The organism is Streptomyces sp. NPDC056503 (assembly GCF_042794995.1).
In the GTDB taxonomy this organism is placed as follows: domain Bacteria; phylum Actinomycetota; class Actinomycetes; order Streptomycetales; family Streptomycetaceae; genus Streptomyces.
In genome coordinates this window covers 1-22,439 of record NZ_JBHTST010000144.1, presented here as the reverse complement: position 1 = coordinate 22,439, position 22,439 = coordinate 1, and the positions used below count along the sequence as shown (strand labels likewise).

Below are 22,439 nucleotides of genomic sequence, written 5' to 3'. Positions count from 1 at the left end.
CGTCCGACGGGGCCCTTCGGGCTCTCACACGACTAGCTGTGCGTCCGCAGCAGCGTCCGCATCGTGCGCATCGCCACCGACAGGTTCGCCAGGTCGAAGGTGTCCGAGCTCTGGATCTCCTCCAGGGTGGTCCGGGCACGGCCCAGGATCGCCGCGTTGTTCTCCTCCCACGCCTTGTAGCGCTCCTCGGGCGTCGAGGTGCCGTTCCCGGCGGCCAGGACGTCGGAGGTGAGCGCCGCGTGGGCGGCGAAGAGGTCCTCGCGGATGGAGGCGCGGGCCATGGACTGCCAGCGGTCGGCCCTCGGCAGCTCGATGATCCGGTCCATCAGGTCGGTGATCCGCAGCCGGTCGGCCAGGTCGTAGTAGACCTCGGCGACGGCCAGCGGGTCCTTCTCCGTGCGGTCGGCGACCGCGACGATGTCGAGCGTCGGGAAGGCGGACGAGAAGCCCGCGACGCGCACGGCCAGCTCCTCCGGGACGCCGAAGGCGGTCATCTCGTCGAGGATCGACCGGTACCACTCCGCGTCCGAGCCGCGCAGCAGCTCCGGCATCCGGTCCCGGACCTGCTCGACGCGCTCGGCGAAGAACTCGATGGTCTCGCCGATCGCGAGCGGCTGCGGCCGGTTGTTGAGCAGCCAGCGGGTGCCGCGCTCGACGAGCCGGCGGGAGTGCAGCCGCATCCGGGTCTGGACCTCGGCCGGGACCTTGTTGTCGAGGGCCTCGACGGCGTCCCAGACCTCGCCGAGCCGGAAGATGTTCCGGGCCGCGGTCTGGGCCCGCACGATCTCCTCCAGCGACGCGCCGGTCTCCTCGCGGAGGCGGTGCAGGAAGGTCGAGCCGCCGGTGTTGACGGTGTCGTTGACCAGGACGGTCGTGATGATCTCGCGGCGCAGCGCGTGGCCGTCGACGGCCTCGCCGAACTTCTCGCGCAGCAGCGACGGGAAGTAGGCGTGGAGCAGGCCGGCCAGGTACGGGTCGTCGGGGAGTTCCGTACCGATCAGCTCGTCGGCCACCGTGATCTTGGTGTACGCGAGGAGGACGGCGAGCTCGGGCTGGCTGAGGCCCTTCTCGTTGTTGAGCAGCTCGCGGATCTGCCGGTCGTTGGGCAGGAACTCCAGCGAGCGGTCGAGCGCCCCGTCACGGCCCAGGCGGCGCATGAAGCGCTGGTGGGCGTGGAGCAGGGAGGGCGACTGCGCGACGGCGTTGGCGAGGGCGGTGTTCTGCGCGTAGTTGTTGCGCAGGACGAGCCGGCCGACCTCGTCGGTCATCTCGGCGAGGATCCTGTTGCGCTGCTTGACGGTCATGTCGCCCTCGGCGACGAGCCCGTTGAGCAGGATCTTGATGTTGACCTCGTGGTCGGAGGTGTCGACGCCGGCGCTGTTGTCGATGGCGTCGGTGTTGATCTTGCCGCCGTCGCGCTCGGGTCCGCCGGCGCGGGCGAACTCGATGCGGCCGAGCTGGGTGGCGCCGAGGTTGCCGCCCTCGCCGACGACCTTGGCGCGGACGTCCTGGCCGTCGACGCGGATGGCGTCGTTGGCCTTGTCGCCGACCTCGGTGTTGGACTCCGCCGAGGACTTCACGTACGTGCCGATGCCGCCGTTCCACAGCAGGTCGACGGGCGACTGGAGGATCGACTTCATCAGCTCGGCCGGGGTGAGCTTGGTGACGCCTTCCTCGATGCCGAGCGCGGCCCGCATGTGCGCGTTGACCGGGATGGACTTCGCGGTACGGGGGTGGATGCCGCCGCCTGCGGAGAGCAGCGAGGTGTCGTACTCCGCCCACGAGGAGCGGGGCAGGTCGAAGAGGCGGCGGCGCTCGGCGTACGAGGCGGCCGCGTCCGGGTTCGGGTCGACGAAGATGTGTCGGTGGTCGAAGGCGGCGACCAGCCGGATGTGCTCGGAGAGCAGCATGCCGTTGCCGAAGACGTCGCCGGACATGTCGCCGACGCCGACGACGGTGAAGTCCTCGGTCTGGGTGTCGTGGCCCAGCTCGCGGAAGTGCCGCTTGACGGACTCCCAGGCGCCGCGGGCCGTGATGCCCATGCCCTTGTGGTCGTAGCCGGCGGAGCCGCCGGAGGCGAAGGCGTCGCCGAGCCAGAAGCCGTACGACTCCGCGACGCCGTTGGCGATGTCGGAGAAGGTGGCGGTGCCCTTGTCGGCGGCGACGACGAGGTAGGTGTCGTCCTCGTCGTGGCGGACCACGTCGACCGGGGGCACGACCTCGCCCGCGACCAGGTTGTCGGTGATGTCGAGCAGGGCCGAGATGAAGGTCTTGTACGAGGCGATGCCCTCGGCCAGCCAGGCGTCCCGGTCCACGGACGGGTCCGGGAGCTGCTTGGCGACGAAGCCGCCCTTGGCGCCGACGGGCACGATGACGGTGTTCTTCACCATCTGCGCCTTGACCAGGCCGAGGATCTCGGTGCGGAAGTCCTCACGGCGGTCGGACCAGCGCAGGCCTCCTCGGGCGACCTTGCCGAAGCGCAGGTGGACGCCCTCGACGCGCGGCGAGTACACCCAGATCTCGAAGGCGGGGCGCGGGGCCGGCAGGTCGGGGATGGCCTGCGGGTCGAACTTCATCGACACGTAGGAGTGCGGCCTGCCGTCGGCCGTGGTCTGGAAGAAGTTGGTCCGCAGCGTCGCCGTGATGACGGTGAGGAAGGACCGCAGGATCCGGTCCTCGTCCAGGCTGGCGACCTGGTCGAGGGCGGCGTCCAGCTCTTCGAGGAGCGCGTCGATCAGCTCGGTGCCGGCGCGCTGGCGCTCCGGGGCCATGCGGGCCTCGAAGAGGTTGACCAGCAGCCGGGTGGTGTGGACGTTGTCGCGGAGGGTGTCCTCCATGTAGTCCTGGCTGAAGGTCGAGCCGGCCTGGCGCAGGTACTTGGCGTAGGCGCGCAGCACCATCGCCTCGCGCCAGGTGAGCCCGGCGGAGAGGACGAGGGAGTTGAAGTTGTCGTTCTCGGCCTCGCCGGTCCAGGTGGCGGCGAAGGCGTCCTGGAAGCGCTCGCGGGCGTCGTCGCCGACGTAGTCGCCGCCGTTGCCGCTGGGCGCCGGCATCCGCAGGCCGAAGTCGTAGATCCAGGCGTGGGTGCGGTCGGCGCAGCGCAGCTCGTACGGGCGCTCGTCGGTGACCTCGACGCCGAGGCGGTTGAGGACCGGCAGGACGGCGGAGAGGGAGACCTGCTCGCCGGTCTTGTAGATCTTGAAGCGGCGCTCGCCGGGGCCGGCGGCGACGGGCTCGTAGAGGGAGAGCGCGAAGTCCTTGCCGCTGGCGACGAGGGCCTCCATGCGGACCAGGTCGGCGACGGCGGCACGCGGCGAGTGGTCGGCCTTGTAGCCCTCGGAGAAGGCGTTGCCGTAGCGGCGGAGCAGCTCGGCGGCGCGCTCCTCGCCGAACTCGGCGTTGAGGGCCTCGCCGAAGCCGTCGGCCCAGGAGCGGGCGGCCTCGACGAGCCGGGCCTCGATGCGGTCCACGTCGGCGTCGGTGAGGGCGGCGAGGACGGTGCCGGGCTCGACGCGGATGACGAAGTGGAGGCGGGAGAGGATCGACTCGGTGTTCCAGGCGGTGAAGTCGACGGAGGTGCCGTTCAGCTCCTCCTTGAGGATGTCGATGATCCGCAGCCGGACGCGGGTGGTGTAGCGGTCGCGCGGCAGGTAGACGAGGGCCGAGTAGTAGCGGCCGTACTCGTCCTGGCGCAGGTAGAGCCGCAGCCGGCGCCGCTCCTGGAGGTAGAGGACGCTGGTGACGATGGACTGGAGCTGGTCGACCGGGGTCTGGAACAGCTCGTCGCGCGGGTAGGTCTCCAGGATCTGGAGCAGGTCGCGGCCGTCGTGGCTGTTCGGGGAGAAGCCGGCGCCGGCCAGGACCTCCTGGACCTTGCGCTTGACGACCGGGACGCGGCGCACGGACTCGGTGTACGCGGCGGAGGAGAAGAGGCCGAGGAAGCGGCGCTCGCCGATGACGTTGCCGTCGGCGTCGAACTTCTTCACGCCGACGTAGTCGAGGTACGAGGGGCGGTGGACGGTCGAGCGGCTGTTGGCCTTCGTCAGGATGAGCAGCTTGTGCTCGCGGGCCTTGGCGCGGGCGTCGGCGGGCAGCCGGCTGAAGGACGGGGAGACCGGGTGGGCGTGGTGGCCGGACTCTCCGTCGGTGTGGTGCGGGTCGGAGCGCAGGATGCCGAGGCCGGTGCCGGGGACGGCGGCGAGCGCGTCGCCGTCGACGAGCTCGTACTCGCGGTAGCCGAGGAAGGTGAAGTGGTCGTCGGCGAGCCAGCGCAGCAGCTCCTGGGCCTCCTCGACCTCGGTGGGCCGCAGGTCGGAGGCGGTGGGCTCGGCGGTGAGGCCCTCGGCGATGCGCAGCGCGGCGTCGCGCATCTTCTCCCAGTCCTCGACGGTCTCGCGGACGTCGGAGAGGACGCGGAGCAGGTCGGCGGTGATCTGCTTGAGGTCGGCCTTGTCGGTCTCGCGGTCGATCTCGACGTGGATCCAGGACTCGGCGAGCGCGTCGTGCGGCAGCTCGCCGTGGATCTGGGTCGACAGGACCTCGATGAGCCTGCCGGTGATGTCACGGCGGACGAGGACCTGCGGGTGGATCACGACGTGGATGCCGCGGCCCTGACGGGAGAGCTCGTTGGTGACGGAGTCGACGAGGAACGGCATGTCGTCGGTGACGACCTCGACGACGGAGTGGCTGCTGGTCCAGCCGTTCTCCTCGACCGTCGGGGTGTGCACGCGGACGTTCGCGGTGCCCTGGGGACGGTTCTCCGCGAGCCGGTAGTGGGCGAGCGCTGCGCCGAAGACATCGTCCGGGTCACGGTCGGAGAGGTCCTCGGGCGCGGTGTGCAGGTAGTAGCGCTGGAGATAGTCGAGCACGGTGTCCCGGTCCGGGCGTTCGCCCTCCGGCCCCGCCGGAAGTCGCCCCCCGACCGGGCTGTGCTCAGCTACGCGGGCGGCCCTTTCGAGCAGCTCGGCCTTTGCTTCGTCCAGCTTGGTCTGCATGTCCTCTGCTCCTGTCGCGCGCCGTTGCGTGACGTCGGTGGAAGAAAGAAAGGACACAACGCCTCGACGCGGTGATTCCGGTCGAAGACGACGTTATGCCCGGATGAGAGATGCCCGGATCGAAACCGGCCACGGAGGGCGGGGTTTCCGGACGGAGAGGATCGGCGAACGCACGGTCGGCCCGGCCGCATGAGCGGACCGGGCGGCAGCCGGGGGCCGCACTGCCCCCGCGGCGTATCGCGCTGATCACGGGAAAAGCCTATCGCTCAAGCCCCCTGCCCCGTCATGAGCCGTATGTGTACAAAAGCGGGGGTGGAAGTTTGACGTTCTGGACAGCGACACATGCACTCTTGGCGGATCGCGCGGAACGGTGCAGCGTGGACGCGAGCACGACCACGACCGACCATCCCTGGAACCGGGAGAGCCATGGCGAAGATCTTGATCGTGACGGGGGACGCGGCGGAGTCCCTTGAGGTGTTGTACCCGTACCAGCGTCTGCTCGAAGAGGGGTACGAGGTCGACATCGCCGCCCCGGCGCGCAAACAGCTCCGCTTCGTGGTCCACGACTTCGAGCCCGGCTACGACACGTACACGGAGAAGCCCGGCTACACCTGGCCCGCCGACCTCGCCTTCTCGGAGGTCGACCCGGGCGACTACGTGGCGGTGGTGATCCCGGGCGGCCGCGCCCCGGAGTACCTGCGCAACGACCCGGAGCTCCGCAAGATCCTCAAGTCCTTCTTCGACGCGGACAAGCCGGTGGCGCAGATCTGTCACGGCCCGCTGCTGACGGCGGCGGTCGGCGGCCTGGAGGGGCGCAGGGTCACGGCGTACCCGGCGCTGGAGCCGGACATGCAGGCGGCGGGCGCCGACTTCCAGGACTCGGCGGCGGTCGTCGACGGCCTGCTGGTCTCCTCGCGCGCCTGGCCGGACCACCCGACGTGGATGCGCGAGTTCCTGAAGGTGCTGCGCGCGAAGGGCTGACGGAGCCCGACCCGGCCGGCCCGGCGGGCCGGCGGGGGGCCGGGGCCGGTCACCGGCGCGGGCCGCCCGAGGGGCGGTTCCGGGCCGGGCCACCCGAGGGGCGGTTCCCGGCCGGAGCCGCCCCCGTACGCGTCAGACCAGCTCCTCCGCGACCGCGACGGCCTCCTCCAGGGAGTCCACGACCGGCACGCCGACCCGCTCCAGCGAGGCCCTGCTGTGAGAGCCGCCGGTGAAGAGCACGGCCTTCGCCCCGACGTGCGCGGCGGCCACCGCGTCGTCGGCGGCGTCACCGATGACGACGACCCGCTCGGCGGGCACGGCCAGCGCCTCCAGGTGCCGCACCATGTGCCCGGACTTCCCGTCCGTGGACCGGTCGACGCGCCCGTCGACCCGGAGGAACCGCTCCGCGATCCCGTGCCGCCGCACCAACGGCAGCAGCTCGTCGTGCGGGGCCAGCGAGAGCAGCGACTGGGTGGCCCCGGCGGCCTGCCGGGCCGCGAGCAGCTCCGCGGCGCCCAGGGTCAGCCCGCACCCCTCCGCCCGCTCCCAGTAGTACCGGTGGAAGGTGCCGTCCATCAGGACCCACTCGGCGTCGGTGGGCAGCCGGCCCATCAACCGCTCGTAGAACTTCGGCACCGGAACGGTGTACAGCTCGCGGTACCGCTCCAGCGTGATCGGTTCGAGGCCGAGCTCCGCGAAGGCCGCGTTGGTGGCGCCGATGACGGCGCCGGTGTCGTCGAGCAGGGTGCCGTTCCAGTCCCAGACCAGATGCTTCCCCGTGTGCCGCTTCCCCATGTGCTTCCCCATGGACCGACGGTACAGCTCGCGGCCTCAGCCGAGGAGGGAGGGGATCTCCTGTACCCCGAACCAGAGCAGCTCGTGGTCCTCGGCCCCGTCCACGACGAACTGCGCGTCGTCGTCGCCCTGGTCGGCGGCGCCGAGCGCGGCGGCCGCGGCGGTGACGTCCGCCTCGGCGTCGTCCGCGTCGGCGTGCACGGCGGCGGCCTTGGCGAGGGCCACGGCCCCGGCGAGCCGCACCTCGCCGATCGCCCCGGCGTCGAGCCCGCGGTCCGGGTCCACGACGGCGTCCTTGTCGGCGACGTCGACGGCGACGACCACCCGGCGCCGCGGCGCCTGCGGGTCGCCCGCGACGAGCCGTAGCGAGGCGGCGGCGGCACGGCTGAGCGCCGCGTACTCCAGCTCCTCGATGTCGTCGGAGACGTACCACTCGCGCAGTGCCGGGGTGACGGCGTAGGCGGTCAGCGGGCCGGGGCCCACCTCGCCCGCCTTGTGCGCCTGTGCGAGACCGGGAAGGGTCAGAGGGACGTACACGCGCATGACGGGCCGCTTTCGTAGTCGGAAACGCCCTCAGGATACGTCCGCCCCCACCACCCCGGGATGTCCACCCGTGGGCCCTCATCACCCTGATAGGCGAATCACCGAGCGTGTCCACCGCCGCCCCGGCGCCCTTGCGGCGGCCGCGGCCGACCCCGTACAAGATCCCCACGGAAAGTTACCGACTGGTATCGCACCGTCACCGCCGAAGGGATCCCCATGCCTCACCCCACGACCACCGCCCCGCACGGGACACAGCCCCTCACCAGGCGCCCCAGGCCCGCCGCTCCCCCACGGAACGCCCCCGCCAGGCGACCCGGTCACGCGCTCACGGCCACGGGCTCGGGCTCGAACTCGGGCACGGGCACGGGCACAGGCGCCGGCTCGGGCGGCGGCGCCCGCCGGGCCCTCCCCGTGCACACCGCCTTCGCCGAGCGGCTGCTCGCGGTGCTCAGCGGGGAGCGGCCGGTGCACTCGATGCTCGGGCTGACCGTCGGGGAGGCGTACGAGCAGCTGGTGCGGCTCGCGCCGAGGACGGTGGCGCGGGGACTCGGCCCCCGGCCCGTGCTGCGCCGGTGCGCCGCACAACCGCACTCCGGGGACGCCGTCCTGGAGGTCTTCGCCTCCCTCGCCGCCGGCCACCGCGTCCGCGCCCTCGCGTTCCGCCTGGAGCGCGGCGAGGACCACCGCTGGCGGTGCGCCGCCGTCGAGCTGGACGGCCTCGGCCGACTCGTCGGCGGCGGGAGCGGGGGCGGCGGAGGCGGCCGACTCGTCGGCGGCGGAGGGGGCGGCGGCAGCCCCCGGCCATGACGAAGGGCCCCGCCGGACGGATCCGGCAGGGCCCCTCGACCGCTCTCGGGCGGTTACTTCTTGCGGCGACGCCCGCCCGCGTTCTTCTGCGCCTTCCGGCGCTCCGCCCGCGTCATCCCGTCACCCGCGTCGTCACCGTCCGACGCGAAGTCGCCCTCGACGACACCGCCGTCACCGTCGACCGTCGGCGCCGAGAAGTGCAGCCGGTCCGGCCGCTGCGGGGCGTCGAGCCCCTTCGCGCGGATCTCCGGACGGCCACCCGCCGGCACGGCGTCGCCCTTGTCCAGGGACGGCGCGCCCGCCTGCACCGGGACCTCCTCGACCTGCTGCTCGACCTGGACCTCCAGGTTGAACAGGTAGCCGACGGACTCCTCCTTGATGCCCTCCATCATCGCGGTGAACATGTCGAAGCCCTCGCGCTGGTACTCGACCAGCGGGTCCTTCTGGGCCATCGCCCGCAGGCCGATGCCCTCCTGGAGGTAGTCCATCTCGTAGAGGTGCTCGCGCCACTTGCGGTCGAGGACCGACAGGACGACCCGGCGCTCCAGCTCACGCATGATCTCCGAGCCGAGCTGCGTCTCGCGCGCCTCGTACTGCTCGTGGATGTCGTCCTTGATGGACTCGCCGATGAACTCGGCGGTGATGCCCGCGCGGTCGCCCGCCGTCTCCTCCAGCTCGTCGACGGTGACCTTCACCGGGTAGAGCTGCTTGAAGGCGCCCCACAGCCGGTCCAGGTCCCACTCCTCGGCGAAGCCCTCGGCGGTCTCCTGGCCGATGTAGTCGTCGATGGTGTCGTCCATGAAGTGCTGGATCTGCTCCTGCAGGTCCTCGCCCTCCAGGACGCGGCGGCGCTCGCCGTAGATGACCTCACGCTGCCGGTTCAGCACCTCGTCGTACTTCAGGACGTTCTTGCGCGTCTCGAAGTTCTGGGTCTCGACCTGCGACTGCGCGGAGGCGATGGCGCGGGTGACCATCTTGTTCTCGATCGGCACGTCGTCCGGCACGTTGGCCATGGCCATCACGCGCTCGACCATCTGCGCCTTGAAGAGCCGCATCAGGTCGTCGCCGAGCGACAGGTAGAAACGGGACTCGCCCGGGTCGCCCTGACGGCCGGAACGACCGCGCAGCTGGTTGTCGATACGGCGCGACTCGTGGCGCTCGGTGCCCAGCACGTACAGCCCGCCGAGCTCCTTGACCTCCTCGAACTCCGCCTTCACGGCCTTCTCGGCCCGCTCCAGGGCGCCGGGCAGCGCCGCGGCCCACTCCTCGACGTGCTCGACCGGGTCGAGACCCGCCTGCCGCAGCTCCGCCTCGGCGAGGTCGTCCGGGTTGCCGCCGAGCTTGATGTCGGTACCGCGGCCGGCCATGTTGGTGGCGACGGTGACGGCGCCCCGGCGGCCGGCCTGGGCGACGATGCTCGCCTCGCGCTCGTGGTGCTTGGCGTTCAGCACCTCGTGCGGGACACCCCGCTTGGAGAGCTGCTGCGAGAGGTACTCGGACTTCTCGACGGAGGTGGTGCCGACGAGGACCGGCTGGCCCTTCTCGTGCTTCTCGACGATGTCGTCGACCACGGCGGCGAACTTGGCGACCTCGGTCCGGTAGATCAGGTCGGACTGGTCGGTGCGCTGCATCGGCCGGTTCGTCGGGATCGGGACGACGCCGAGCTTGTAGATCTGGTGGAACTCGGCCGCCTCGGTCATGGCCGTACCGGTCATGCCGGAGAGCTTGTCGTAGAGGCGGAAGAAGTTCTGGAGGGTGATCGTGGCGAGCGTCTGGTTCTCGTCCTTGATCTGCACGCCCTCCTTGGCCTCGATGGCCTGGTGCATGCCCTCGTTGTAACGGCGGCCGGCGAGGATACGGCCGGTGTGCTCGTCGACGATCATGACCTCGCCGTCGATGACGACGTAGTCCTTGTCCTTCTTGAACAGTTCCTTCGCCTTGATGGCGTTGTTCAGGTAGCCGACGAGCGGGGTGTTGACCGACTCGTAGAGGTTGTCGATGCCGAGCCAGTCCTCGACCTTGGCGACACCGGCCTCGTGGATGGCGACGGTGCGCTTCTTCTCGTCGACCTCGTAGTCGCCGGTCTCCTCGACGCCCTTCAGCGGGTTGCCGGGCTCGCCCTTGGTGAGGCGGGTGACCAGCTTCGCGAAGTCGCCGTACCACTTGGTGGCCTGGTCGGCGGGGCCGGAGATGATCAGCGGCGTACGGGCCTCGTCGACGAGGATCGAGTCGACCTCGTCGACGCACGCGTAGTTGTGGCCGCGCTGGACGAGCTCCTCCTTCGACCAGGCCATGTTGTCGCGCAGGTAGTCGAAGCCGAACTCGTTGTTCGTGCCGTACGTGATGTCGCAGGCGTACTGCTCACGGCGCTGCGCCGGGGTCATGTTGGCGAGGATGCAGCCGACCTGGAGACCCAGGAACTTGTGGACGCGGCCCATCATCTCGGAGTCGCGCTCGGCCAGGTAGTCGTTGACCGTGATCAGGTGCACGCCCTTGCCGGACAGCGCGTTCAGGTACGCCGGCAGCGTGCCGACGAGGGTCTTGCCCTCACCGGTCTTCATCTCGGCGACGTAGCCGAGGTGGAGCGCGGCACCACCCATGATCTGGACGTCGTAGTGGCGCTGGCCGAGGACACGCTTGGCGGCCTCGCGGACCGTGGCGAAGGCCTCCGGCAGCAGGTCGTCGAGGCTCTCGCCGTCGGCGTACCGCTGCTTGTACTCCTCCGTGAGGGCCCGCAGGTCGGCGTCGGAGAGGTTGACGAAGTCCTCTTCGATGGAGTTGACCTGGTCCGCGATGCGGTGCAGTTTGCGCAGGATCTTGCCTTCGCCTGCACGCATGAGCTTGTTGAAGACGGACACTGAGGCTGGTCTCCTTGCCGGTCGGGCCTGGCACTGGGTCTTGTCACGGACACGAGCGCGGGCACGGCAGGTGGTCCCCACCGCAACGGCCATCGTAAGCGAGACCACCCTCGCGGAGGGAGGCCCGCAGGGCCGCCGCCGTACGTCCGCCCGCAAAGAGAACGCACGAGGTGGTCGGAAGGTGCCGCGCCTTCCGAAAAGTGTTCGCTTCCGCCGGGTCGGGTCTTCACAATCCGGGCATGGATCCCATCACGCTCACCAGCGAACGTCTCCGGCTGCGCGGCTTCGTCCCCGAGGACGAGGACATCGTCTACACCCACTGCCAGGACCCCGCCATCCGCCGCTGGACGACCGTCCCGGACCCGTACTCCCGCGAGGCCGCCACCTTCTTCCTGAACCGGCTCGTCCCGGACGGCTGGCGCGACGACACCGACTACAGCTTCGCCGTCGAGCCGCTGGACGGCGGCCCCCTCTTCGCCGCCACCGGCCTGCACGCCCGCGGCTCCGGCGTCTGGGAGGTCGGCTTCTGGCTCGCCCCGGAGCAGCGCGGCAAGGGATACATGGCGGAGGTGGTCCGGACCGTCGCCCACTGGGCCTTCACCGGCCTCGGCTGCGTCCGCCTGATCTGGCGCGCCGAGGTCGGCAACACCGGCTCGCGCGCGGTGGCCGAGCGGGTCGGCTTCGCCGTGGAGGGCGTCCAGCGGGCGGGCCTGCTGCACAACGGCACGCTCCGGGACGCCTGGATCGGCTCCCTGCTCCCCTCCGACTTCGGCCTGCCGAGCCCCGTCCCGTACCTCCCGCCGCGCGAGGCGCCGCCCTCCGTGGACCCCCGGGCGACCGCCCCGGAGACCTCCGGCACTGTCGGTCCCGGGGCCTAGGGTTTCCCCATGACGACCGCGCCGAAGACCGTGCCGAAGACCGCCCCGCCGACCGCTCCGAAGCCGTCTCCGACGCCCGCCCAGAAGCCCGCCGTCGCGCTCTCCGCCACCGAGGCGCGCAGGATCGCCCTGCGCGCCCAGGGCTTCCTCGGCGCCCCCGACCGCCGGGCCGGGGTCCGCGGGGTGCTCCGCCACCTCGGCCAGGTCCAGCTGGACACCATCTCGGTCCTCGCCCGCTCGCACGAACTGATCCCGTACGCCCGCCTCGGCGCGGTCGGCCGGACGGCGGTCGAGGAGGCGTACTGGTCGGACGGCCACGCCTTCGAGTACTGGTCGCACGCCGCCTGCGTCCTGCCCGTCGAGGAGTGGCCGCTCTTCGCCTTCCGCCGCCGCGCCTACCGCGACCGCCCGCACTGGCACCACGAACTGTCCGAGGGCTCCTACGCCAAGGTCGTCGACCAGCTGCGCGCCGAGGGCCCGCAGACCGCGACCGAGCTCGGCGGCGCCAAGAACAAGGGCGAGTGGTGGGACTGGTCCGACACCAAGATCGCGGTGGAACGGGCGCTGATGTACGGCGAGGTCGTCGTCACCGAGCGGCGCGGCTGGAAGCGCGTGTACGACCTGGCGGAGCGCGCCGTCCCGGAGCCGCTGCGCCACGACGAGCTCGACGACACCGAGTGCGTGCGGCGGCTGGTACGGCAGGCGGGCGAGGCGCTGGGCGTCGGCACCCGCGCGGACATCGCCGACTACCACCGGCTGAAGGCGGAGCAGTTCGACGCGGTGGTGGCGGACTCGGGCCTGGTGCCGGTGGAGGTGGAGGGCTGGGGGAAGCCCGCCTGGGCGGACCCGGCGGCCCTGGCCGCCCCGCCGCGCGGCCGGCACCGCACGACGCTCCTCTCCCCCTTCGACTCGCTGATCTGGGAGCGGGCGCGCACCGAGCGGATCTTCGGCTTCACCCACCGCCTGGAGGCGTACGTGCCCAAGCCGAAGCGGGTGCACGGCTACTTCGCGATGCCGGTCCTCGCCGGCGGCCGCCTGGTCGGCCGGGTGGACCCGGCCCGCGAGGGCCGCGCCCTGGTCGCCAGGCAGGTCTCCCTGGAAGGCCCCAAGGCCGTCCCCGCCGTCGCCCAGGCCCTCCGCGAGGCCGCCGAATGGGTCGGCTGCGAGACGGTACGAGTGGAGCGCCTGGACCCGCCGGAGCTGACCCCGGTCCTGGCCAAGGCCCTCGACGCGTAGGCGCCCGACCGCCCGACCCGGCGGCCCCGCGCCCTCTCGCGCTCCCCGGCTCCCTGGCTCCCCGGCTCCCTGGCTCCCCGGCTCCCCGGCTCCCCGGCTCCCCGGCTCCCCGGCTCCCTAGCGGATCTCCAGGATCTTCTCCCGCATCGCGTAGACCACGGCCTCCATGCGGGAGTGGAGCTGGAGCTTCTCCAGGATGTTCCGCACGTGGTTCTTCACCGTGTTCTCGGAGATGAAGAGCTCCTTGGCGATGTCCCGGTTGTTCATCCCGGTCGCGACGAGCTTCAGGACCTCCAGCTCGCGGTCGGTGAGCCGGGGCGCGGGGACGAGCCGGCGCTCGTCCGTGCGCTGGATCATCGACTTGAACTCGGTGAGGAGCTTCGAGGCCATCGAGGGACTGATCTGGGACTGCCCGTCGGCCACGGCGCGGATCGCGGTCGCGACCTCGTCGGTGGAGATCTCCTTGAGGAGGTAACCGGTCGCGCCCGCCTTGATGGCGTCGTAGAGGTCGGCCTCCTCGTCGCTGATCGTCAGCATGATGATCTTCGCGCTGGGGGCGACCTCCTTGATGGAGGTGCAGGCCTCGATGCCGCCGCGCCGGGGCATCCGCACGTCCATCAGGACGATGTCGGGCAGCAGGTCCGCCGCCTTGTCGACCGCCTCGGCCCCGTCACCGGCCTCGCCGACGACCTGGATGTCCTCCTCCTGCGCGAGAACGATCTCCAGTCCGCGCCGGAAGAGCGCGTGATCGTCCACGACGAGGACCCGGATCGGTTCCTTGCGATAGATCTCCGCGGCCGATTCCGATCCTTCCGGAGCACCCTCATGGGCGAGCGCACCGCGCTCGTGCCCGCTGAACACCGGGCCGAAGCTGTCTGCCATCGTTCCTCCCCCTGAAGGCCGTGGCCTGAATTCGTTTCCGGTCCTCCAACCACTGCCCGGGAAGCACCGGTTGGCCGTGCACGCCATGATTTCATGCCCGGGCGGTACCGGGGTGTCCACACGGGCGCACAGGGGTGCCCCTGGGGGGCGCGGGGGCGCTCCAGGGGCACCGGAAGGGCCGGCCGATCAGCCGTTCGACGGGTCAGCCGCCGAGCGCACCGCCCGCTCCGCCGCTGTTCTCGGCGAGCGGGTCGTTCTCCAGGTGGATGACGCCGTAGTCGTAGGCGTGACGTCGGTAGACGACGCTCGGCTGCTTGGTCTCGGCGTCGACGAAGAGATAGAAGTCGTGCCCGACCAGTTCCATCTCGTAGAGGGCCTGGTCGAGTCCCATCGCGGCGGCACGGTGCGTCTTCTCGCGGACCACGAGCGGTCCTTCGCCCTGGACCTCGATCGAACCCATCATCGTGGTGGGCGGCACCGCGCCGGCGGTCTCGTCGGCCACGAGCTCTCCATGGCCGTTGAGCTGGGCGGCGCCGGGTACGACGTCACCGACCTCGGCGGCGGAGAGCCGTCCGTTGCCCCTGCGGGTGTAACGCTTGTCGTGCTGCTTGCGGAGCCTGGCCTCCAGCTTGTCGCTGGCCAGGTCGAGGGCCGCGTACGGGTCGCCGGCCGACGCTTCCGCCCGGATGACCGGGCCTCGGGAGTGGAGGGTGATCTCCACTCGGTCGGACCTGTCGGCCTGCCGCGGGTTGGGCTCCTTGGACACCTCGACGTCGAGGCTGATCACCTTGCCGTCGAGCTTCTGGATCTTCTCCAGCTTCAGCTTCTCGGCCACGTGCTTGCGGAACCGCTCGGGCACCTCGGTCTTGCGGCCCTTGACGACGATGTCCACGCAGAACTCCGTTCCCGGATCGCCCGCCCGGCTCCTAGGCCGGCGGGCATCTCCCTTTGCACCAGCTCCGGCGGTCTCACCGGAGCTCGGACTTGGCGACTTCGACCTCGTCCTCCCCAGTCGACAAGATCGCCACCCCGTCGACGAGAGGTTAATTCGCCCTGAACTCCTGTCCTGTAGCGCAACCATGTATGCACCGAGGTCGGGCATTCACCCTTCCTCACAACCGAACATAGCCCCTTCGGACGGGTGTCGGCACCCGCTGCCGAGACTTACCTCCATTCGGAGGCTTTCACCTCTCACCACCTGCAACGATCCAAGTTTCTGGTGAGTTCCGGTTTATTTCGAACGAAGCGGGAGATGATGCGATCACAGCCGCCACCCGCTGTTCGAATTCATGCTGCGTGAAATCACCTCCGGATCTTTCCGGCGCCCCGGAGATGAACGAAGGATGGACGGATCCGGGGCCGACCCTGCCGGCCCGATCGGCACGCCGCCCCGCCCCGAGACCGGCTCCGGGACTCGACCCGGGACCGACCCCGAGACCGACCCCGAGACCGGCTCCGAGGGCACGCGCCGCCTCCGCGAGCGTCGCCCCGGTGGTCATCAGGTCGTCCACGAGGACCACCCGCCCTGCCGCCAGGAGCCGCGCGCCGCCCGGCACCACCTCCAGCGCCCCGGCCAGGTTCGCCCGCCGCCCCCGCGCCCCGAGCCCCGCCTGGTCCGCCACGGCCCGCCGCTGCCGCAGCACCGGCACCACCCGAGCCGACCGGCCCGTCCGCCGCAACCGCGCCGCGGCGGCCAGCGCCACCCGCCGCGTCGGATCATGCCCCCGCGCCCGCACCGAGCCCCGCGAGGACGGCACCGGCACCAGGAGCAAGGGGCGCGCCCCGGCGCCCTCCACGACCCCCGCGACGCCCTCCACGACACCTTCCACCGCCCGCGCGAGCGCCCCGCCCAACGGCCCGGCGAGCCCCAGCGCCCCGCGCTCCTTGTGCGCGATCAGCAGTGCCCGTACCGCGCCCTCGTACGGCACGGCGGCGTGCACCACGGGAAGGCCCTCCGGCTCCGGCAGGGGGCGGACCCGCCCACCCCCCTCCCCCGCCCCGACCCCCGCCAGCGCATCCGCGCATCCCGCGCAGAGTGGCGTACGAGCCGCCCCGCAGCCCTCGCAGGTGCTCGGGAGCACCAGCCCGGAGATCTCGCGCCACCAGCCCCGCATGGCTCTACTGTGACGTGGGGCCGGAGAGGCTGCCACCCCTGTGGAAAACGCCCTGTGGACAACTCGCACGGGGTCCCGGGCGTCGCCGGGGGCAGGAGCCACCGGGGCAGGGGCCACCGGAGCAGGACTCCGCCCCGGGACGGTCGTCAGCCGGGATAGACGGGAACGGTCCCGGACTTCACCACCGGCTGCCAGTTCGCGCCGGGCATCAGCCGCACGATGCCGTCGTTGCGGGAGGCCGCGACGAGCGGCTCGGTGTCCCGGTAGGGCGCGGTGACCGCGCTGACGCCGTTGAGGCCGGACAGCACGGAGCTGGCGGAGGTGGACCCGTCGGTCTGGAGGAAGCGGATCTGCTGCACGCCGCCGGCCTCCCGGCCGACGACGACGAGCCGGCTCGGACCCGCCCAGGAGACGGACGAGACCGACTCCATGCGCGGCGCGGCCGGCTGGAGGTCGACCACGGACACGACCTGCTCGTCCGCGCCGTCCTGCCGCTCGATCCGGCCGATCTGGAGGGTGGTCCGCCCGTCACGCGTGATCAGGAGCGCGATCCGCACCCCGTCCGCCGAGACCCGCAGCGACTCGACGCGGGTGTCCTCCGTCAGCCACGGCGTGCGGACCTCGAACCACTTGCCGGTGCCGTCAGGGACGATCACCAGCCGCTGGTGGCCCTTGGCCCGGTCGGCGACCCACAGGTCGCCCCGGCCGTCCCAGCTGGGCTGCGAGAGCCCGTCCCGGGTCGCCGCCGGCACGGCGGCCGCGCTCTTGAGGACGGGCGGCAGCTGCTCCTGCTCCGTCGTGATCGAGGAGACGTACAGCGCGCTGCCGTCCTCGGAGACACCGGCCGCCCGGGTCCCGCCGCGGGCCACGGCGACCGAGCCCAGCGGCACGACGCCCTTGCCCAGCGGCCCCGGCACCTCCGCGGGCTGGACCACGTCCTTGCCGCTGGGCGCGAGCGCCATCAGCCGGCCGTGGTCGTCGACGAAGTACGGCGTCTCGGCCTGTCCGCTGTCCCTGACCGCCTGGAACTCCGCCGCCTGCCCCTTCCCGAGCCGGCACACGCCGTTGCCGCCGTCGTCCTGGAGCTCCACCTGGTCGACCCGTACGGAGGGCAGGTCGCCGAGCGTGACGAGCAGCTGGGCCGCCATCCGCCGGCACACCTCGCCCCCGAACCGGTCGGCCTTCACGTTGAGCGGCACCTTGAGCGTGGACTGGTCGTCCGTCGTCAGCGTCGTGACGCCCTTCCTCAGCTCCGTGCCGGACGGGAAGGGAGAGTCGACGGCCGGCCGCAGCCAGTGCGTCGGGCCTTCCAGGAGCGCCTTCACGGTCTGCGTCACCGGGTCCATCCGGGTGACGGGGTCCTGGCGCTGCCGGATGTAGACGGGGTCGGCGACCAGCCAGTCCTCGCCGGAGGCGAAGTAGTACTTGTTGACCGAGCGGTAGTTCCGCAGGAAGTCGGCCTCGCCGAGCACCAGGCCGGACGGCAGACCGTCGATCCGCCACTCCTTGTCCTTGCCGTTGGCCGCGGTCTCCTGCACGACGTGGATCGCCTGCGCGTACTCCACGGGACTGCTCGGCTGGTACGCGTGCCGGGCGTCCACGGTCGCGATCTTCCGGCCCGAGATCGGGTACGCGCGGCCCTGGTTCTCGGGGTCCGCGTTCCGGTCGGCGCCCTTGCGGTCGGGCGCGGTGGCGAGCACCGTGATGCTCTGCTCGGGCTTCCAGCTCTTGGCCGCCTGCCGGGTCAGGTACTTGCGGGCGGTGGCGAAACCGGGGTCGTCACTGGTCATGGCCTCCAGGAAGCCGTCGACGATCTCGTCCGGGTCCGCGTTCTCCCGGGGCGCGACCGCGTAGACCCGCACCTGCGAGTCGCCGGGGTTGGCCCCTCGTACGGCCTGGACGTCACCGCTGTCGGGCATGGTGGCGCAGCCCGTCGCCAGGAGTCCGCCACAGGCGGCGAGCACCAGCGCTCGTCCGGCCCGTCCCCGCCCCGCCCGCAGCTGGCTCCGCGCGTCAGCGCTCACGTGTGCCGTCCTCCCGCTCCGCGTTCCCCGCCGTACCCCTGCCCTGCTCCGTCTCCGCCGCCGTCCGCGCGACCACCCGGGCGCCGTTGCCCGGCAGCGCCGCCGGGTCGACGGCCGCGCTCGGCGGCGCCGGGATCCGCGGCTGCACCCGGGGCAGCGAGGGCCGCTCCCCGGCCGGCTGGGCCGGCACCGAGGCCGTACGCCCCGCCTCCTGCGCCCGTCCCGCCGCGGCCTGCTCCCGGTTGCGCCGGGAGTCCTCCGGCTCCAGCGGTATCGGCGAACCCCGCAGCGGCTCGTCGGCCGTGCGCGGCAGCGTGAGCCGGAACTGCGAACCGCCGCCCGCCTCGCCCCACGCCTGGAGCCAGCCGCCGTGCAGCCGCGCGTCCTCGACCGCGATCGACAGGCCGAGGCCCGTTCCACCGGTGGTACGCGCGCGTGCCGGGTCGGCCCGCCAGAACCGGTTGAAGACCCGGGTGGCCTCGCCCGGCTTCAGACCGACGCCGTAGTCGCGTACGGCGACGGCGACGGCCCCGCCGGCCGCGGCCAGCTTCACCACGACGTCCCGGCCCTCGCCGTGCTCGACGGCGTTGACGACCAGGTTGCGCAGCACGCGCTCGACCCGGCGGGCGTCCGCCTCGGCCACCACGGGCTGCTCGTCGCCGACGACGACGATCCGGGTGCCCTTCCGCTCGGCCAGCGGCTCGGCGCCGCCGATGACCCGGCGCACCACCTGCCGCAGGTCGATCGGCTCGGCCTCCAGGGCGGCGGCGCCCGCGTCGAAGCGGCTGATCTCCAGGAGGTCGGAGAGCAGCGACTCGAAGCGGTCGAGCTGGTCGCCGAGGAGCTCCGCGGAGCGCGCGGTGACGGGGTCGAAGTCGACGCGGGCCTCGTGGATGACGTCGGCCGCCATCCGTACGGTGGTCAGCGGGGTCCGCAGCTCGTGCGAGACGTCCGAGACGAACCGCCGCTGCATCCGCGACAGCTCCTCCAGCTGCTGGATCTTGAGCTGGAGGTTGGAGGCCATCTTGTTGAAGGCCTCGCCGAGGCGCGCGATGTCGTCCTCGCCGGTGACCTTCATCCGTTCCTGGAGCCGTCCGGCGGAGAGCCGCTCGGCGATCCCCGCGGCCATCCGCACGGGGGTGACGACCTGCCGCACCATGAACCAGGCGATCGCGCCCAGCAGCACCACGACGAAGAGTCCGGCGGTCGCCAGCGTGCCCTTGACCAGGGCGAGGGAGTCCTCCTCCTGGCTGAGCGGGAAGAGGTAGTAGAGCTCGTACTGCTTGCCCTCGGCGTCGTTGAGCCGCTTGCCGATGACCAGGCCCGGCTCGGACGCCTTGTCGCTGGTGTAGTGGATGCGCCCGAACTTCTGGAACGGCACGTTGCCCTGCGCCACCAAGTGCCGCAGGTCGACGGGGACGGACCGCGCGGGGTCGACCTCGCCGGAGGCGCGGGCGCCCAGGCTCGCGGTGTCACCGGACTCCAGCGAGAGCGCCACCACGTTGAACGCGTTCTGCCCGCCGCTGGCGAGCTGCTCCACGAGCGTGGAGCGCCAGTTCACCGAGGAACCGGCCCGTACGCCGTCCTGTCCGGGTACGGAGGGTGTGGTCGCCGCCCGGTCCTGCGCGGCGGAGAACCCGCCGGCGGCCTGGATCTGGGCGGCCTTCTCCTTGGTGTCGAGCAGACCGTTGCGCACCTGTCCGATGACGACCAGGCCCAGCAGCAGCACGACGCCGAGGGACATCAGGAGGGTGCCCGCGACGACCCGCAGCTGGATGTTCCGCCGCCACAGCCGTACGGCCGGCAGCAGCGGCCGACGCACCAGCCGGGCGACGATCCTGAAGACCCGTCCGCCCGGCGTCCCTTCCTGGAGGAGCCGTCCACCGCGCCTCAGGCGGCCGGAACGCGAGCCCCCCCGTCCCGGTCCGGCAGCCCGCCCCTCAGGGCCCCCGGAGGCCGGGGACTCCGGAGCAGTACTGCCCTTGCTCATATCAGCTCGGTCCCGCCTTGTAACCGACACCACGGACGGTCACCACGATCTCCGGCCGCTCCGGGTCCTTCTCGACCTTGGAGCGCAGCCGCTGGACATGCACGTTCACCAGCCGGGTGTCGGCCGCGTGCCGGTAGCCCCACACCTGCTCCAGGAGCACCTCGCGGGTGAACACCTGCCACGGCTTGCGCGCGAGCGCCACCAGCAGGTCGAACTCCAGCGGAGTCAGCGCGATCGACTGCCCGTCCCGCTTCACGGAGTGGCCCGCCACGTCGATGACGAGGTCACCGATGGTGAGCTGCTCCGGCGCGGGCTCCTCGGAGCGCCGCAGCCGTGCCCGGATACGGGCGACGAGCTCCTTCGGCTTGAACGGCTTGACGATGTAGTCGTCGGCCCCGGACTCCAGGCCCACGACGACGTCGACGGTGTCGCTCTTGGCCGTCAGCATCACGATGGGCACGCCTGACTCGGCCCTGATGAGCCGGCACACCTCGATGCCGTCCCTTCCGGGCAGCATGAGGTCCAGCAGCACCAGGTCCGGCTTGGCCTCCCGGAAAGCGGCGAGAGCCTTGTCGCCGTCAGCGACGAACGACGGCTCGAACCCTTCACCCTTGAGCACGATCCCGAGCATCTCGGCCAGTGCGGTGTCGTCGTCGACGACGAGAACGCGTCCCTTCATATCGACATCATCCCATTTCCGTATCAGTCTCAAGGCGGCTGGTGAGATACCTCACTGACCTGCGACAACTCCCGGGGCGAGTTCTCGACTCCCCGTGTCCGGACGCTCCGCCGCCAGTAACGACCGTCACCCCCCGTGCCCCCGCGGTCGCCCAGAACCGTACCCCGCCGGGCCCCGAACGCCCACGTCCGGGACAAGCTTCCTCCCCCGCCCACGGCGGGGTCCCCCGTGGCACGATGGCAGCCGGCCCGCCGCCCGACCGTGGACGGCCGCCGTGACCAGGCCGGTTCGCCGACCGGCACCGCGACCCAATCCCTTCGAGGTGGACGACCGTGAACGACACTCCGGGCCGGAACACGCCCGGATCCGCTCCTTCCGACGGCCAGGACGGCTCCGCGATCCCCGCACAGCCCTCCCCGCCGGAGCCGGACGGCTCCGGCCCCCAGTGGTCGAAGGACCAGCCGCCCGCCGGCCGCTGGTCCCCGCCCCAGGGCGGCCCGACCCCGCCGCCGGCTCCCGGCCGGGCCTGGGGGAACCCGCCCCCTCAGCGCGGCTGGGGCGGCTACGGCGCCCCGCCGGCCGCGAAGCCGGGCGTCATCCCGCTCCGTCCGCTGAGCGTCGGCGAGATCCTCGAAGCCTCGGTCACGACCCTCCGCCGCTACTGGCGGACGGTGCTGGCCGTCACGGTCCCGGTGGCCGTGGTCACGCAGATCGCCCTCGCGTTCGTCCAGCGCTACCTTTCCACGGAGCCGCCCACCCTGCACGCGGACGCCACCCCGACGGAACAGCTGGAGGCGGCCTCCGCCTATCTGCGGGCCTCCTTCGCCGAGCTGGCCCCGACGATGCTGGTCTCCGTGGCCGCGTCGGTCTTCACCAGCGCGCTGCTCACCGTGGTGGTCAGCCGGGCCGTCCTCGGCCGGTCCGTCACCGTCTCCGAGGCCTGGCGGGAGGCGAGCCCGCGTCTCCCGCAGCTCCTCGTCCTGTCCCTGGCCCTGCCGCTCGGCGCCGGGGTCCTCGCCTTCGTGGCGATGCTTCCCGGCCTGCTGCTCGGCGGTGCGGGGGGCGCGATGCTCGCCTTCCTCGGCGGCACCGCCGCCTTCCTCGTCATCGTCTGGCTGCTGATCCGCTTCGGCCTGGCCTCGCCGGCGCTCATGCTGGAACGCCAGGGCGTCGTCGCGGCGCTGAAGCGCTCCGCGAAGCTGGTCAGCGGCTCCTGGTGGCGGATCTTCGGCATCACGCTGCTGGCCCAGCTCCTCATCATGATCTTCACGATGATCCTGACGATCCCCTTCACCGCGATCGCCTTCGCCCTCGACGGCGGTTTCGAGGTGACGTGGACGTACCTCCTCGTCATGGCCGTCGGCGGAATCATCAGCAGCTCCCTGACGTACCCCGTCGCCGCCGGCGTCTCCGTCCTCCTCTACGTGGACCAGCGCATCCGCCGCGAAGCCCTGGACCTGGAACTCGCCAAGGCCGCCGCGGGCACCGACGACTGACCCCCCATACGGCCCCCGCTCTCCGAGGAGACGGGGGCCGTACCCCGCCGGTTCGGAATGCCCCGGAAACGCAGAAAAGCCCCGCACCATGAGGTGCGGGGCTTTCCCACAATGATTGTTCGGCGGCGTCCTACTCTCCCACAGGGTCCCCCCTGCAGTACC

15 protein-coding genes are annotated in these 22,439 nt (G+C 71.7%); 5 read left to right on the top strand and 10 right to left on the bottom strand.

Annotated features, from left to right (window positions below; genetic code table 11):
• Nucleotides 1–32: 32 nt before the first annotated feature.
• A complete protein-coding gene (locus ACFQ8C_RS31010) occupies nucleotides 33–4,994 on the bottom strand; it encodes an NAD-glutamate dehydrogenase (protein WP_383463929.1) in 4,962 nt (1,653 codons plus the stop codon).
• Nucleotides 4,995–5,420: 426 nt separating this feature from the next.
• Between ACFQ8C_RS31010 and ACFQ8C_RS31005 the strand changes: the two genes are divergently transcribed.
• Nucleotides 5,421–5,975: a DJ-1/PfpI family protein gene (locus ACFQ8C_RS31005; protein WP_383463926.1), complete on the top strand. Its 555-nt coding sequence runs from the start codon at nucleotides 5,421–5,423 to the stop codon at nucleotides 5,973–5,975.
• Between the two features lie 132 nt (nucleotides 5,976–6,107).
• Here the strand turns inward: ACFQ8C_RS31005 and ACFQ8C_RS31000 are convergent, their stop codons facing one another.
• Both ACFQ8C_RS31000 and ACFQ8C_RS30995 read right to left on the bottom strand, forming a co-directional pair.
• Nucleotides 6,108–6,782 (bottom strand): HAD family hydrolase, encoded by a 675-nt coding sequence (locus ACFQ8C_RS31000; protein ID WP_383463923.1) that lies wholly within the window; start codon nucleotides 6,780–6,782, stop codon nucleotides 6,108–6,110.
• Nucleotides 6,783–6,806: 24 nt separating this feature from the next.
• A complete protein-coding gene (locus ACFQ8C_RS30995; RefSeq protein ID WP_383463921.1) occupies nucleotides 6,807–7,313 on the bottom strand; it encodes a DUF6912 family protein in 507 nt (168 codons plus the stop codon).
• 216 nt (nucleotides 7,314–7,529) lie between these two features.
• On the opposite strand from ACFQ8C_RS30995, the gene ACFQ8C_RS30990 reads away from it, so the two are divergent.
• Nucleotides 7,530–8,120 carry an Rv3235 family protein gene (locus ACFQ8C_RS30990; protein ID WP_383463919.1) on the top strand — a complete coding sequence of 197 codons (591 nt, stop codon included), beginning with the start codon at nucleotides 7,530–7,532 and terminating at the stop codon, nucleotides 8,118–8,120.
• Nucleotides 8,121–8,173: 53 nt separating this feature from the next.
• Here the strand turns inward: ACFQ8C_RS30990 and secA are convergent, their stop codons facing one another.
• Nucleotides 8,174–10,978 (bottom strand): preprotein translocase subunit SecA, encoded by a 2,805-nt coding sequence (gene secA / locus ACFQ8C_RS30985; RefSeq protein WP_383463916.1) that lies wholly within the window; start codon nucleotides 10,976–10,978, stop codon nucleotides 8,174–8,176.
• 239 nt (nucleotides 10,979–11,217) lie between these two features.
• Here secA and ACFQ8C_RS30980 point away from each other — a divergent pair, with 239 nt between their 5' ends.
• The gene (locus ACFQ8C_RS30980) at nucleotides 11,218–11,856 is read left to right on the top strand and encodes a GNAT family N-acetyltransferase (RefSeq protein ID WP_383463913.1); all 639 of its coding nucleotides are present in this window, start codon (nucleotides 11,218–11,220) and stop codon (nucleotides 11,854–11,856) included.
• Nucleotides 11,857–11,865: 9 nt separating this feature from the next.
• On the top strand, nucleotides 11,866–13,092 hold the full coding sequence (locus tag ACFQ8C_RS30975) for a winged helix-turn-helix domain-containing protein (RefSeq protein WP_383463909.1): 1,227 nt from the start codon (nucleotides 11,866–11,868) through the stop codon (nucleotides 13,090–13,092).
• 117 nt (nucleotides 13,093–13,209) lie between these two features.
• On the opposite strand, the gene ACFQ8C_RS30970 is transcribed toward ACFQ8C_RS30975, so the two are convergent.
• From ACFQ8C_RS30970 to mtrA, 6 genes are all read right to left on the bottom strand, one after another.
• A complete protein-coding gene (locus ACFQ8C_RS30970; protein ID WP_383463906.1) occupies nucleotides 13,210–13,974 on the bottom strand; it encodes a response regulator in 765 nt (254 codons plus the stop codon).
• 202 nt (nucleotides 13,975–14,176) lie between these two features.
• Nucleotides 14,177–14,866, bottom strand: a complete 690-nt coding sequence (gene hpf, locus ACFQ8C_RS30965) for a ribosome hibernation-promoting factor, HPF/YfiA family (protein WP_383463903.1) — start codon at nucleotides 14,864–14,866, stop codon at nucleotides 14,177–14,179.
• A gap of 292 nt (nucleotides 14,867–15,158) precedes the next feature.
• Nucleotides 15,159–16,088, bottom strand: coding sequence for a ComF family protein (locus ACFQ8C_RS30960; protein WP_383463900.1), 930 nt, complete (start codon nucleotides 16,086–16,088; stop codon nucleotides 15,159–15,161).
• Between the two features lie 146 nt (nucleotides 16,089–16,234).
• Nucleotides 16,235–18,112, bottom strand: a complete 1,878-nt coding sequence (locus ACFQ8C_RS30955) for an LpqB family beta-propeller domain-containing protein (protein ID WP_383463897.1) — start codon at nucleotides 18,110–18,112, stop codon at nucleotides 16,235–16,237.
• On the bottom strand, nucleotides 18,102–20,102 hold the full coding sequence (gene mtrB, locus ACFQ8C_RS30950) for an MtrAB system histidine kinase MtrB (RefSeq protein ID WP_383463895.1): 2,001 nt from the start codon (nucleotides 20,100–20,102) through the stop codon (nucleotides 18,102–18,104). Before mtrB ends, ACFQ8C_RS30955 begins: the two co-directional genes overlap by 11 nt.
• 1 nt (nucleotide 20,103) lies before the next feature.
• On the bottom strand, nucleotides 20,104–20,781 hold the full coding sequence (gene mtrA / locus ACFQ8C_RS30945) for a two-component system response regulator MtrA (protein WP_030498730.1): 678 nt from the start codon (nucleotides 20,779–20,781) through the stop codon (nucleotides 20,104–20,106).
• Nucleotides 20,782–21,113: 332 nt separating this feature from the next.
• Between mtrA and ACFQ8C_RS30940 the strand changes: the two genes are divergently transcribed.
• A complete protein-coding gene (locus ACFQ8C_RS30940) occupies nucleotides 21,114–22,277 on the top strand; it encodes a hypothetical protein (RefSeq protein WP_383463890.1) in 1,164 nt (387 codons plus the stop codon).
• The last annotated feature ends 162 nt before the right edge of the window (nucleotides 22,278–22,439 follow it).

Coding starts and splice junctions, on each gene's coding strand:
- ACFQ8C_RS30990 (WP_383463919.1), top strand. CDS start 7,530: ATGCCTCACCCCACGACCACCGCCCCGCACGGGACACAGCCCCTCACC.
- ACFQ8C_RS30960 (WP_383463900.1), bottom strand. CDS start 16,088: ATGCGGGGCTGGTGGCGCGAGATCTCCGGGCTGGTGCTCCCGAGCACC.
- mtrA (WP_030498730.1), bottom strand. CDS start 20,781: ATGAAGGGACGCGTTCTCGTCGTCGACGACGACACCGCACTGGCCGAG.
- ACFQ8C_RS31005 (WP_383463926.1), top strand. CDS start 5,421: ATGGCGAAGATCTTGATCGTGACGGGGGACGCGGCGGAGTCCCTTGAG.
- mtrB (WP_383463895.1), bottom strand. CDS start 20,102: ATGAGCAAGGGCAGTACTGCTCCGGAGTCCCCGGCCTCCGGGGGCCCT.
- ACFQ8C_RS30995 (WP_383463921.1), bottom strand. CDS start 7,313: ATGCGCGTGTACGTCCCTCTGACCCTTCCCGGTCTCGCACAGGCGCAC.
- ACFQ8C_RS30980 (WP_383463913.1), top strand. CDS start 11,218: ATGGATCCCATCACGCTCACCAGCGAACGTCTCCGGCTGCGCGGCTTC.
- ACFQ8C_RS31000 (WP_383463923.1), bottom strand. CDS start 6,782: ATGGGGAAGCACATGGGGAAGCGGCACACGGGGAAGCATCTGGTCTGG.
- ACFQ8C_RS30975 (WP_383463909.1), top strand. CDS start 11,866: ATGACGACCGCGCCGAAGACCGTGCCGAAGACCGCCCCGCCGACCGCT.
- ACFQ8C_RS31010 (WP_383463929.1), bottom strand. CDS start 4,994: ATGCAGACCAAGCTGGACGAAGCAAAGGCCGAGCTGCTCGAAAGGGCC.
- ACFQ8C_RS30970 (WP_383463906.1), bottom strand. CDS start 13,974: ATGGCAGACAGCTTCGGCCCGGTGTTCAGCGGGCACGAGCGCGGTGCG.